General features: G+C 73.0%; 12 protein-coding genes. 10 read left to right on the forward strand and 2 right to left on the reverse strand.

Going from position 1 to position 13137, the window contains the following annotated elements; translation table 11 throughout:
- Window positions 1–54 precede the first annotated feature (54 nt).
- On the reverse strand, window positions 55–534 hold the full coding sequence (locus tag AC3RKA_RS02260) for a succinate dehydrogenase hydrophobic membrane anchor subunit (protein WP_049161368.1): 480 nt from the start codon (window positions 532–534) through the stop codon (window positions 55–57).
- Between the two features lie 3 nt (window positions 535–537).
- Complete coding sequence (gene sdhC / locus AC3RKA_RS02265) at window positions 538–942, reverse strand: succinate dehydrogenase, cytochrome b556 subunit (RefSeq protein WP_002856571.1); 405 nt, start codon at window positions 940–942, stop codon at window positions 538–540.
- A gap of 247 nt (window positions 943–1189) precedes the next feature.
- Here sdhC and AC3RKA_RS02270 point away from each other — a divergent pair, with 247 nt between their 5' ends.
- The 10 genes from AC3RKA_RS02270 to AC3RKA_RS02315 all read left to right on the forward strand — a co-directional run bounded on the left by AC3RKA_RS02270 (window position 1190) and on the right by AC3RKA_RS02315 (window position 13134).
- Window positions 1190–2341 (forward strand): mannose-1-phosphate guanylyltransferase, encoded by a 1152-nt coding sequence (locus tag AC3RKA_RS02270; RefSeq protein WP_002856569.1) that lies wholly within the window; start codon window positions 1190–1192, stop codon window positions 2339–2341.
- Window positions 2342–2402: 61 nt separating this feature from the next.
- Window positions 2403–3659 (forward strand): amidohydrolase, encoded by a 1257-nt coding sequence (locus tag AC3RKA_RS02275; protein WP_216879714.1) that lies wholly within the window; start codon window positions 2403–2405, stop codon window positions 3657–3659.
- A 145-nt stretch (window positions 3660–3804) separates the two neighbouring features.
- A complete protein-coding gene (locus AC3RKA_RS02280) occupies window positions 3805–4962 on the forward strand; it encodes a BMP family lipoprotein (protein ID WP_489727423.1) in 1158 nt (385 codons plus the stop codon).
- 126 nt (window positions 4963–5088) lie between these two features.
- On the forward strand, window positions 5089–6687 hold the full coding sequence (locus AC3RKA_RS02285) for an ABC transporter ATP-binding protein (protein WP_206399991.1): 1599 nt from the start codon (window positions 5089–5091) through the stop codon (window positions 6685–6687).
- Window positions 6684–8099 (forward strand): ABC transporter permease, encoded by a 1416-nt coding sequence (locus AC3RKA_RS02290; RefSeq protein ID WP_489727424.1) that lies wholly within the window; start codon window positions 6684–6686, stop codon window positions 8097–8099. Before AC3RKA_RS02285 ends, AC3RKA_RS02290 begins: the two co-directional genes overlap by 4 nt.
- A complete protein-coding gene (locus tag AC3RKA_RS02295; RefSeq protein ID WP_144824687.1) occupies window positions 8096–9403 on the forward strand; it encodes an ABC transporter permease in 1308 nt (435 codons plus the stop codon). Before AC3RKA_RS02290 ends, AC3RKA_RS02295 begins: the two co-directional genes overlap by 4 nt.
- Before the next feature lie 2 nt (window positions 9404–9405).
- Entirely contained in the window at window positions 9406–9837 is a 432-nt protein-coding gene (locus AC3RKA_RS02300; protein ID WP_010079337.1) for a cytidine deaminase, read from the forward strand.
- 74 nt (window positions 9838–9911) lie between these two features.
- Entirely contained in the window at window positions 9912–11246 is a 1335-nt protein-coding gene (locus tag AC3RKA_RS02305; RefSeq protein WP_489727425.1) for a thymidine phosphorylase, read from the forward strand.
- Window positions 11247–11250: 4 nt separating this feature from the next.
- Window positions 11251–11898, forward strand: coding sequence for a DedA family protein (locus tag AC3RKA_RS02310; RefSeq protein WP_041102914.1), 648 nt, complete (start codon window positions 11251–11253; stop codon window positions 11896–11898).
- 24 nt (window positions 11899–11922) lie between these two features.
- The gene (locus AC3RKA_RS02315) at window positions 11923–13134 is read left to right on the forward strand and encodes an adenosine deaminase (RefSeq protein WP_489727426.1); all 1212 of its coding nucleotides are present in this window, start codon (window positions 11923–11925) and stop codon (window positions 13132–13134) included.
- The last annotated feature ends 3 nt before the right edge of the window (window positions 13135–13137 follow it).

Consider the following 13137-nt stretch of genomic DNA (forward strand, 5'->3'; position numbering starts at 1 on the left):
TGTGACGCGGCGGCCGCTCGGGCCGGCCGCACCGCAGGGTGAGCGTTTCCGGGGTCAGCCGCAGAAGGCCGGGGAGCCCTCGAGCAGGGCGCCGGAGGCGTCCACCATGCAGGGATCGAAGGTGAAGATCACCAGGGTGCCGAGGATGATGATCACGGCCGTGGCGATGTACAGGATCATCGTCAGCCAGAACCGGCCGGTGCCGCGACGGGTGTAGTCATTGATGATCGTGCGCACGCCGTTGGCGCCGTGCAGCATGGCCAGCCACAGGAGGGCCAGGTCCCAGAACTGCCACAGCGGGTGCGCCCACTTGCCGGCCACGAAGCCGAAGTCGACGGCGTGGATGCCGTCGCCCACCAGCAGGTTGGTGGTCAGGTGCACGGCGATCAGCACGACGAGGAAGACGCCCGAGATGCGCATGAACAGCCAGGCGAGCATCTCGAAGTTGCCGCGGCCGCCGCCGTCGCGCGTGTACTTGGGGTCCAGACGGCGGCTGCGGGGCGCCGCGATGGTGGTCTCAGCGGTGGTGCTCATGGCTCAGTGACCTCCGAGTGCGAGGCTGAAGTGACGGATGGCGAAGCCCAGGGTCAGGACGGCCCACAGCCCCAGCACGATCCACAGCAGGGTCTTGTGGTGCTGGGTGCCGCCCTTCCAGAAGTCGACCAGGATGATGCGCAGGCCGTTCAGGGCGTGGAAGATGATCGCCGCGACGAGGCCGGCCTCGCCGAGCGCGAAGTACCACGTCTTGTACGAGCCGATCACGGCGTTGTAGGCCTCGGGGGAGACCCGGACCAGGGCCGTGTCCAGCACGTGGACGAGCAGGTAGAAGAAGATGACGACGCCGGTGACGCGGTGGCCCACCCAGGACCACATGCCGCCGTGGCCCCGGTACAGGGTTCCGCGGCCGTTCTTGGCCGGGGCCTGCGCAGTGGCGCTAGACACGGTTGATACCTCCAGGGGGAATGCACGATCCCGGTCCTCCGCCGTGGGACGACGACGGGCAGGGGCGTGTGCGAGTGGATTCCTCCGCCTAGGGTAGACCCTTCCCGCGCCTCCGTGCCCGATCGGGGACCGGGGCGGCCACTGTGACGCGTACGGCGCCCCGCCGCCGTCCTGCTCGGTGTGGGCTGTGCCCCGCCTGGGACGCGTCGAGTGGTCGGCTGTCCGGACGGTTCCGTAGTCTGGCCCGGTGAGCACCGATCCGAACCTGACCGATGCCCCGCGCGAGGCCGCGCCGGGCACGGCCCTGTCCCGCTTCCACGCCGTGATCCCCGCCGGGGGCGTGGGCACCCGCCTGTGGCCCCTCTCGCGGGCCGCCGCGCCGAAGTTCCTCCACGACCTCACCGGCTCGGGCCAGACCCTGATCCGTGCCACGTGGGACCGTCTGGCGCCCCTGGCCGCGGGCATGCTCGTGGTGACCGGGGAGGCCCACCGGGAGGCGGTGTGCACGCAGCTGCCGGCCCTGGCGGAGACGGATCTGGTGCTCGAGCCCTCGCCGAAGGACTCCGCGGCCGCCATCGGCCTGGCCGCGGCGATCCTCTCCCTGCGCGACCCGGACACGATCATGGGCTCGTTCGCGGCGGATCAGGTGATCTCCCCGGTGGAGGTCTTCCAGGACGCGGTGCGGCAGGCCGTCGAGACGGCGGCCACGGGCCGGATCGTGACCATCGGCATCGAGCCCACGCACGCGGCCACGGGCTTCGGCTACATCCGCCGGGGCCGCCGCCTCCGCGTGGCCGGCGCTCCGGACGCGCACGACGTCGCCGCGTTCGTGGAGAAGCCGGACCTGAAGGTCGCCCAGCAGTACGTGAAGTCCGGCCGCTACCTCTGGAACGCGGGCATGTTCGTGGCGCCCGTGGGCCTCATGCTGGCCCACCTCGAGGAGAACGAGCCCGCGTTGCACGCCGGCCTGATGGAGATCGCCCGCGCGTGGGAGACGCCGGAGCGGGACGAGGTCATGGCCCGGGTGTGGCCCGAGCTGACGAAGACCGCCATCGACTACGCCGTGGCCGAGCCCGCCGCCGCCGTCGGCGACGTGGCCGTGATCCCCGGCTCCTTCACGTGGGACGACGTGGGGGACTTCGCGGCGATCGCCCGCCTGAACCCGGTCAAGGACGCCTCCGGCATCACGGTGATCGGGGACACCCCGCGCGTGTACTCGGACGACGCGTCCGGCGTCGTGGTGACGGACACGAAGCGCGTCATCGCGCTGATCGGCATCGAGGACGTCGTCGTGGTGGACACCGAGGACGCGCTGCTGGTCACCACCACGGAGCACGCCCAGGAGGTCAAGAAGGCCGTCGAGGCGCTCAAGGCGGAGGGCGTGGACGAGGTCCTCTGACCGTGTCCCCGGCAGGGTCCGGCCCCCATCGACCGGCACCCCCGGAGTAGGGTGCTGGGCCATGACCACCTCCGACTCCGTGCTGACCGGGCCCCGTCCGACCTCCGTCCCCTCGGTGGGCCCCGTGGTGGCCGAGCTCGAGGACGAGATCGTGTCCTTCCGCCGGGACCTGCACCGGCATCCCGAGCTCTCCTATGAGGAGTACCGCACCACCGACCGCATCGTGGAGCTGCTCTCCGGCTACGGGCTCTCGCCCGTGCGGATGGAGTCCACGGGCGCCTACGTGGACGTCGGGGAGGGGCCGGTGGTGCTGGCCCTGCGCGCCGACATCGACGCGCTGCCAGTCGAGGAGGAGACCGGCCTGCCCTACGTGTCCGTCAATGACGGCGTCGCGCACGCGTGCGGCCACGACATGCACACCGCCGTCATGGCGGGGGTGGCCGTCGCCCTCGGCCGCATCCTCCGCGGGGCCACCGCCGACGCCGACCTGCGCGCGGCCGGCGAGCGGGCCCACGGCACGGTCCGCGTCATCTTCCAGCCCGCGGAGGAGCGGCTGCCCGGCGGGTCGCTGTCCGTGCTGCGCCAGGGGATCCTCGACGACGTGCCCCGCATCCTGGCGGCGCACTGCGACCCGCAGGTCGACGTCGGCTCGATCGGCACCCGCATCGGCGCCATCACCTCGGCGGCGGACACCATCCGGATCACCCTCACCGGACGCGGGGGGCACACCTCGCGGCCCCACCTCACCGAGGACATGGTCTTCGCCCTGTCCCAGATCGCCGTGAACGTGCCCGCCGTGCTCTCCCGGCGGATCGACGTGCGCTCGGCCGTCTCCGTGGTGTGGGGGCAGATCGCCGCCGGCAGCGCGCCCAACGCGATCGACAACACCGGCTACCTGGCCGGGACCATGCGCTGCCTCGACGCGGACGTGTGGGAGGAGGCCGGCGCGCTGCTCGACGAGGTGGTCCGGCAGGTGGCCGCGCCGTACGGCGTGCACGTGCAGCTCGAGCACGTGCGCGGCGTCCCGCCGGTGCACAACACCGAGGGCGAGACGGCGCTGATCGAGACCGCGGCGCGGCGGGAGCTCGGCTCGCGGGCGATCCTCCTGACCCCGCAGTCGATGGGCGGCGAGGACTTCGCCTGGATGACCCAGCAGGTGCCCGGCTCCATGCTGCGCCTCGGCACCCGGTCCCCGGGTGGCCCCATCTACGATCTGCACCGCGGGGACTACGCGCCGGACGAGCGGGCCATCGGCGTGGGCATGCGGGTCTTCACCGCCGCCGCGCTGCAGGTGCTCACGGGCGAGGACCACCACTGACCCCGCCGCCCGCACCCGCCGGAGGGGACGGGCCAACCGTTCGGTAGACTCGCGCACATCCGGACGGGGCCACCCGCACGGGCCCCGTCTTTCCGCGGCCATCGGCCACGAACCTCGCACCCTGCCTTCCGAAATGAGGACCCCCATGGGCATCGCCACCCCGTCGGCCGCGCGCCGCCGTCGTCTCCTGCTCCCCGCCGCCGCGCTCGGCGTCTCCGGCCTGCTGCTGACCGCGTGCGGCGCCCCGCCGGAGCAGTCCGAGGCCTCGGGCTCCGGCGCCGCCGAGAGCGAGGCCATCGCCACGGTGGACGGCGTCGGCTCGGACAACAAGGACTACAAGGCCTGCATCGTCTCGGACGAGGGCGGCTTCGACGACCGCTCCTTCAACCAGTCCTCCTACGAGGGCCTCAAGGCCGCCGAGAAGGCCTACGGCATCACCACCAGCGAGGCCGAGTCGAACGAGCCCAGCGAGTACACCCCGAACGTGACCGCCCTGGTCAACGCCGACTGCGACGCCGTCATCGGCGTGGGCTTCATGCTCGGCAAGGCGATGCTGCCGGTCTCCGCGCAGAACGCCGAGACCCACTTCTTCGGCGTGGACGTCACCGACGGCGACTTCAGCGACAACTTCCAGAAGCTCACCTACGACACCGCGCAGGCGGCGTTCCTGGCCGGCTACCTGGCCGCGGGCACCACCGAGACCGGCACCGTGGCCACCTACGGCGGCATGGAGATCCCCACCGTCACCATCTTCATGGACGGCTTCGCCCGCGGCGTGGAGCACTACAACGAGGTCAAGGACAAGGACGTCAAGGTCCTGGGCTGGGACAAGGACGCGAAGACCGGCTCCTTCACGGGCGACTTCCAGAACGTGGCCAACGGCAAGACGAACACCGCCAACTTCATCAACGAGGGCGCCGACATCGTGATGCCGGTGGCGGGCCCCGTGGGCCTGGGCACCCTGGACGCCGTCCGCGAGGCGAACCAGGGCGGCAAGGACGTCAAGGTCATCTGGCCGGACTCGGACGGCTACGAGTCCACCAAGGACGGCAACCTGATCCTCACCTCGGTGAAGAAGAACATGGGCCAGTCCGTCTCCGACGTGATCGCCGCGGACCTGAAGGACGAGTTCTCGGCCGAGCCCTACGTGGGCACGCTGGAGAACAAGGGCGTCGAGCTGGCCCCGTTCCACGACTTCGAGGACACGGTGCCGCAGGAGCTCAAGGACGAGCTCAAGGACCTCGAGGCCAAGATCGTCTCGGGCGAGCTGAAGGTCGGCTCGGAGTACTCCCCGGAGGCCTGACCCGCCTCGCCACCGCCGCAGGGCCGGCCCGGACCCCTCCGGACCGGCCCCGCGGCGCGCGGGCGCCCGGCCCGCCCCCGCCGCCGAGCGCGGCATCACGAGCATCGACCAGACGGAAGGCCCTCGATGAGGCTCGAACTGCGCGGGATCACCAAGCGCTTCGGCTCGTTCGCCGCGAACGAGGACGTGAACCTGACCGTGGAGTCGGGGCGGGTGCACACCCTCCTCGGCGAGAACGGCGCCGGCAAGTCCACCCTGATGAACGTCCTCTTCGGGCTCTACGAGCCCACCGAGGGGGAGATCCTGCTCGACGGCGAGCCCGTCCGGTTCTCCGGTCCCGGTGAGGCCATGCGCGCGGGCATCGGCATGGTGCACCAGCACTTCATGCTCGTGCCCGTCTTCACGGTGGCCGAGAACGTGGCCCTCGGCGACGAGCACACGCGCGCCCTCGGCGTGCTCGACCTCGAGGCCACCCGCCGGCGGATCCGGGAGATCTCCGCCCAGTACGGCTTCGACGTGGACCCGGACGCCGTCGTCGAGGACCTGCCCGTGGGCGTGCAGCAGCGCGTCGAGATCATCAAGGCCCTCGTCCGCGATGCGCGCATCCTCATCCTGGACGAGCCGACCGCCGTGCTCACTCCGCAGGAGACCGACGAGCTGCTCGGCATCATCCGCCAGCTGCGCGCGGACGGCACGGCGATCGTGTTCATCTCCCACAAGCTGCGCGAGGTCAAGGCCGTCTCGGACGACATCACCGTGCTGCGCCGCGGCCGCGTGGTCGGCACGGCGGACCCCTCCGCCGAGGCCGCCGAGCTGGCCGCCCTCATGGTGGGCCGGAGCGTCGTCCTCGAGCGGCGCAAGACGGCCCCGACCCTGGGGGAGGAGACGTTCCGCGTCGAGGACCTCTCCGTGGTCTCGCCCACGGGCCAGGTGCTGCTGGACGCCGTGTCCTTCGCCATCCGCCAGGGTGAGGTCCTCGCCGTGGCCGGTGTGCAGGGCAACGGCCAGACCGAGCTGACCGAGGCGATCATGGGCCTGGTCAAGGCCACCGGCTCCGTCACCCTGGACGGCCGGGAGCTGATCGGCCGGTCCACCCGCCAGATCATCCGCTCCGGCGTCGGCTTCGTGCCCGAGGACCGCTCCACGGACGGGCTCGTCGGCCCGTTCTCCGTGGCGGAGAACATGGTGCTCAACCGGTACGACGTCGCCCCGGCCGGCAACGCCGTGCAGATGCGCCCCGCCGCGGTGCGGGCGCTCGCCGAGCGCCGCGTGGCCGAGTTCGACGTCCGCACCCAGGGCGTGGACCTGCCGGTCTCCTCCCTCTCGGGAGGCAACCAGCAGAAGGTCGTCATGGCCCGCGAGCTCGTGGACGGGCTGCGCCTGTTCATCGCCTCGCAGCCCACGCGCGGCGTGGACGTGGGCTCGATCGAGTTCCTGCACGACCGGATCATCGCCGAGCGCGACGCCGGCACCCCCGTGCTGATCGTCTCCACCGAGCTGGACGAGGTCCTCGAGCTGGCCGACCGGATCGCCGTGATGTACCACGGGCGGATCGTCGGCATCGTGCCGGGGGACACCTCGCGCGAGACGCTCGGCCTCATGATGGCCGGCCAGACCCCCGACGACGCGGCCCTCGCCTCCGGCGCGGACGTCGCCGCGGGCACGCCCGGCGCCGCCGGCGCGGCGCCCGCCGCCCACCCCACCACGGAAGGAGAGCGCCCGTGAGCACCGCCGCCCCGCAGCGCCCGGCCCCCGCGTCTGACCCCCGCGTCCGGCCCGCCCCCGCCGACTCCGCCCTGCGCCGGATCCTCTCGGGCAACGGCACGGTCACCGCCCTGGCGATCCTGCTGTCCCTGCTGATCTCCGGCCTGCTGATCATCGCCGTGGACGAGGACGTCCGCGACGCCGCCGGCTATTTCTTCGCCCGCCCGGGCGACCTGCTCTCCGCCGCCTGGGCCGCGTTCGCCGGAGCCTTCGCGGCCCTGTTCCGCGGCGCCGTCTTCAACTACCGGGCCTCGGACGCGACGGGCATGCTCTACCCGCTCACCGAGACCCTCACCGTGGCGACCCCGCTGATCATCATCTCGCTGGGCATCGCCATCGCCTTCCGGGCGGGCCTGTTCAACATCGGCGGCCAGGGCCAGTTCATCTTCGGCGCCATGTTCGCCACGTGGTTCGGCGTGCACCTGCACCTGCCGCCCGGCGTGCACCTGCTGCTCGTCGTCGTGATGGGCGTGCTCGGCGGCGTGCTGTGGGGCTCCGTCGTGGGCGTGCTCAAGGCCTGGACGGGCGCGCACGAGGTGATCCTCACGATCATGCTCAACTACGTGGCGGTGAACCTGCTCGCGTACCTGCTGAACACCCCCGTCCTGCGGGCGCCCGACACCACGAACCCGGTGTCCGCTCCGCTGGACCGCTCCGCCATGTTCCCGCGGCTGCTGGGGACCGACTTCCGGCTGCACTGGGGCTTCTTCGTCGCGCTGCTGGCCGTGCTCTTCACGTGGTGGCTGATGCAGCGCTCCACCCTCGGCTTCCGCCTGCGCGCCGTGGGCGCCAACCCGGACGCCGCCCGCACGGCCGGCATCTCCGTGAAGGGCTCCTACGTGGCCGCCATGGCGATCTCCGGCGGCCTCGCCGGCCTCGCCGGCGCCACCCACGTGGCCGGCACGGAGAGCACGCTGAACACCTCCGTGGCCGGGTCCTTCGGCTTCGACGCGATCACGGTGGCCCTGCTCGGCCGGTCCCACCCGGTGGGCGTGCTGTTCGCGGGTCTGCTCTTCGGCGCCCTGCGCGCCGGCGGCGTGACCATGCAGACCGAGACCGGGGTGCCGGTCGACATCGTCCTCGTGGTGCAGTCCGTGATCGTGCTGCTCATCGCAGCCCCGCCGCTGGTGCGTGTCATCTTCCGACTGCCCGCCCCGGGCGCCGCCCGCGCCCGCCGCGCCGCCGACCCCGTGACCCAGCCCGCCGTGGCCGGCGCCGCGCTGACCGGCGCCGGCGGCCACGCCGCCGCCCCGTCCACGGGCGTCCAGGAGGCCGCGGCCGCCGCCGTCGCGGACCCGCAGGCTCCGACCACCCAGCCCACGGACGCCGCCCCGACCCATCGCCCGCACGAGCAGAAGGGGGACGCCCGATGAGCGCGACCGCCGCCCGGCCCCACGCCGACGTCGTCCGCCCCGAGGCCGCCGAGCCCGCCCGGGTCGTGGTCCGGCACTGGACCACCCCGATCGCCCTGACGGCCCTGACCCTGCTGGCCCTGGCCGTCTTCGCCCTCGGCGCCCCCGAGGCGACGGCGACCTTCCGGCTCTCCCACGCGTCCGACGCCGTCGTGCTCCCGGACCTGACCGCCGAGCCCGTGCTGTGGGGCTGGCTGCTCGTCGGGCTCATGGCGGTGCTCACCGTGGTGGCCTGGCTGGCGACCCTGCGCTCGGGGCGCACCCCCGGCTGGGCCGCCGCCCTGTTCGCCGTCGCGTTCGTGGCCGCGTTCCTCATCTGGGTGATCGGCTCGGCGGACAACACCACCGTGTTCCTCACCGGCCTGATCGCCGGGTCGTTCGCACTGGCCGTCCCGCTGATCTTCGGCTCGATGGCCGGCATCCTGGCCGAGCGTTCGGGCGTGGTGAACATCGCGATCGAGGGTCAGCTGCTGGCGGGCGCGTTCACGGCCGCCGTCGTCGGCACCGCCACCGGCTCGCCCTGGGCGGGCCTGGCCGCCGCCATCGTGGCCGGCGTCCTCGTGTCCTGGCTGCTCGCCGTGTTCTCGATCAAGTACCTGGTCAACCAGGTGATCGTCGGCGTCGTGCTCAACGTGCTCGTGGCCGGCCTGACGAGCTTCCTGTACTCCACCGTCCTCACGGGCGGGGACACCGAGCTCAACGCGCCGCCGCACTTCCCGAACCTGCGGATTCCGGGCCTGGCGGACATCCCCGTGCTCGGGCCCATCCTGTTCGACCAGACGATCCTGGGCTACGCGATGTACCTGCTCGTGATCGCGCTGTGGTTCGCCCTGTTCCGCACCCGCTGGGGCCTGCGCGTGCGCGCCGTGGGCGAGCATCCCAAGGCCGCGGACACCGTGGGCATCGACGTGAACCGCACGCGGTACGCCGCCGTCCTGCTGGGCGGTGCGGTGGCCGGCATGGGCGGGGCGTTCTTCACGCTCGTCTCCGCGTCGTCCTTCACCAAGGAGATGACGGCGGGCCAGGGCTTCATCGCGCTCGCGGCCGTGATCTTCGGCCGCTGGAACCCGATCGGCGCGTTCTTCGCGGCGCTGCTGTTCGGCTTCGCCACCAACATGCAGTACGTCCTGGCGATCCTCGGCACCCCGGTGCCGAGCCAGTTCATGGCGATGCTCCCGTACCTCGTCACGGTGTTCGCCGTGGCCGGCCTCGTGGGCCGCTCGCGCGGCCCGGCCGCCTCGGGCGTGCCGTACGTGAAGGAGTAGCCGTGGCGGACGGGCAGCACACGACGACGGCGCCGCGCGTGGACTGGGACCGGCTGCGGGCCGCGGCCCTGGCCGCCACGGAGCACGCCTACGTGCCCTACTCGGGGTTCCGGGTGGGCGCCGCCGCGCTCACCGACGACGGCCGCCTCGTCTCGGGCTGCAACATCGAGAACGCGTCCTACGGGCTGACCCTGTGCGCCGAGTGCGCGCTGCTGGCCGACCTGCGCATGGGCGGGGGCGGCCGACTGGCCGCGTTCGTGTGCGTGGACGGCGAGGGCGTGCTCACCATGCCCTGCGGGCGGTGCCGCCAGCTGCTGTACGAGTTCCGCGCCCCCGGGCTCGTGCTGCTCACCCCGGCGGGGGAGCGGGGGATCGACGCGGTGCTGCCGGACGCCTTCGGCCCGGCCGACCTGGAGCGGGCGGACCGTCCCTGACCTGCGGCGCGCTCCCGGGCCCGCTCGCTAGAGTCGGAGGCTGACCGTCGCAGCCGTCCTCCGAGGAGAACCCCATGACCGCGCAGCCGCAGGCCGAGCCCTTCGACGCCGTCGAGGTGATCCGCACCAAGCGGGACCGGGGGACGCTGTCCCCCGAGCAGATCGACTGGGTGGTGGACGCGTACACCCGCGGCGTGGTGGCGGACGAGCAGATGTCCGCCCTGGCCATGGCGATCCTGCTCAACGGCATGGACCGCGCCGAGATCGCCCGCTGGACGGACGCGATGATCGCCTCGGGCGAGCGCATGGACTTCGGCGGGCTCACCACCCCGGACGGCCGCCCCCTGGCCACCGCGGACAAGCACTCCACCGGCGGCGTGGGGGACAAGATCACCCTACCGCTGGCCCCGCTCGTGGCCTCCTTCGGGGTGGCGGTGCCGCAGCTGTCCGGCCGCGGCCTCGGCCACACTGGCGGCACCCTGGACAAGCTCGAGGCGATCCCCGGGTGGCGGGCCGACCTCAGCAACGAGGCGATGCTGCGCCAGCTCTCCGAGGTGGGCGCCGTGATCTGCGCCGCCGGCTCGGGCCTGGCCCCGGCGGACAAGCGCCTGTACGCCCTGCGCGACGTCACCGGCACGGTGGAGGCCATCCCGCTGATCGCCTCCTCGATCATGTCCAAGAAGATCGCCGAGGGCACCGGCGCCCTTGTGCTGGACGTCAAGTGCGGCTCGGGCGCGTTCATGAAGGACGAGGCGTCCGCCCGCGAGCTGGCCCGGACCATGGTGGACCTCGGCCGGGACGCCGGGGTGGACACCTCGGCGCTGCTCACGGACATGTCCGTGCCCCTGGGCCGGACGGCCGGCAACGCCCTCGAGGTCCGCGAGTCGGTGGAGGTGCTCGCCGGCGGCGGCCCGGCCGACGTCGTGGAGCTCACCGTGGCGCTCGCCGCCGCGATGCTCGCCGGCGCCGGGGTCACGGACGTGGACCCGGCCGAGCACCTGGCCAACGGCCGGGCGATGGACGTGTGGAACCGGATGATCGAGGCCCAGGGCGGCGACCCCCGCGCGGCCCTCCCGACGGCGGCCCACACCGAGGACGTCGTCGCGGAGACGGACGGCGTCCTCACCGAGCTGGACGCGATGGCCGTGGGCCTGACCGCGTGGCGCCTCGGCGCCGGGCGGGAGCGACAGGGCCAGGCCGTCCAGGCCGCGGCCGGCGTCGAGGTGCACGTGCGCCCCGGCGAGCGCGTGGCCCGGGGTCAGAAGGTGCTGACCCTGCACACGGACACGCCGGAGCGCTTCGAGCGGGCGAGGGCCGCGCTCGCCGGCGGCTGGTCCGTCGGCGAGCTCGACGACGCCGCCGCCCGGACCCTGCGCGAGCGCTCCGTGATCCTGGACCGGATCGGCTGACCGGATGCTCGCGTGGCTCGAGGAGGCGATCCTCCACGCCTCCGCGCAGTGGTGGGTCCTGCCGCTGACGCTGCTGCTGTGCCTGCTCGACGGCATCGTGCCGATCTTCCCGTCGGAGTCGGTGCTGGTGGCCCTCGGCGCGATCGTCCGCGACGGGCACCCGTTCTCCCTGTGGGCGCTGTGGGGGGTCGGCTTCGCGGGCGCGTTCCTGGGGGACGTGGCCGCGTACGCGATCGGCCGTGCCGTGGGCGTGGAGCGGTTCCGGTGGATGCGGCTGCGGCGGGTGCGGGCCACGGTCGAGGTCGCCCGCCACCACCTGCACAGTCACGGCGCGCTGCTGCTGTTCACCGCCCGGTTCATCCCCGGCGGCCGCGTGGCCCTGAACCTCACGGCCGGCGCCACCCGCTATCCGCCGGTGCGGTTCGTGGCGCTGGACCTGCTCTCCACGGCCAGCTGGGCCGCGTACTCGATCATGATCGCGCGCCTGACCGCGGGCTGGCTGGAGAACCCGGTGCTGCAGATCGCCGTCTCCGTGACGGGTGCCGCGCTCGTGGGCCTGCTGCTGGACCGCCTGCTCAAGGCCCTGCTGCGCCGCCGGCTGGGCGCCGGGGTGAAGGGCCTCACCCTGGCCGAGCAGGAGGCCCTGCGCTGAGCGCCCTGCCGTAGAGTGACGCCCGTGACGACGACGCAGCTTCCGGACACCGCATCCCCCTCCCCGCTCGAGGTCGACCTGGCCGTCCTGCCCAAGGTCTCCCTCCACGACCACCTCGACGGCGGCCTGCGCGTGGGCACCGTCCTCGACCTGGCCCGCGAGGCCGGCGTCGAGGTCCCCGCGGACACCGTCGAGGGCCTGGCCGAGTGGATCGCCGAGCACGCCAACGGCGAGTCCCTCGAGAAGTACCTGCAGGTCTTCGCCCTGACCACCGCCGTGATGCAGACCCGCGAGCAGCTGCGCCGCGTGGCCCGCGAGTTCGTCGAGGACCTGGTCGCCGACGGCGTCGTCTACGGCGAGATCCGCTGGGCCCCTGAGCAGCACCTGGCCGGCGGGCTGAGCCTGGACGAGGCCGTCGAGGCGGTGCAGGCCGGCCTGGACGAGGCGGTCGAGGCCGCCGACGCCGCGGGCCACGTGATCCGCGTGGGCCAGCTGGTCACCGCGATGCGGCACGCCGACCGGGCCCAGGAGATCGCCGAGCTGGCCGTGCGCCACCGCGAGGTCGGCGTCGTGGGCTTCGACATCGCGGGCGCCGAGGCCGGGTTCCCGCCCTCCCGCTTCGCCGACACCTTCACGTGGCTGGCCGCCCACCACCTGCCCGTCACCGTGCACGCGGGCGAGGGCGACGGCCTGGACTCCGTCCGCTCGGCCCTCGTGGACGGCCGCGCCCTGCGCCTGGGCCACGGCGTGCGCCTGGTCGAGGACATCTCGGTGGAGTACGGCGGCGTGGACGAGGACGGCGAGCAGCTGGACGAGCTGACCGGCATCGTGGACCTGGGCGAGACCGCCGCGTGGGTGCGGGACCGGCAGATCGCCTTGGAGGTCTGCCCGTCCTCGAACCTGCAGACCGGCGCGGTGGACGCCGCGGCGGGCATCGCGGGCCATCCCATCGACCTGCTCGTGCAGCTCGGCTTCCGCGTCACCGTGAACACGGACAACCGGCTCGTCTCGGACGTGTCCCTGACCGACGAGCTCTACCTGCTCGCCGAGACCTTCGGCTACTCGCTCTCCGAGCTGCTGGACCTGCAGCTCAACGCCGCCGAGGCCGCCTTCCTGTCCGTGGACGAGCGCGAGGACCTCGCCGAGATCCTCGTGGCCGGCTGGGGCGAGGTCATCTCCGGCGACGCCGTCGGCCCGGTCCTCGAAGAGCTGGACGACGAGGACGAGGACGACTGATCC

This window comes from Micrococcus sp. iso_229 (assembly GCF_058072725.1).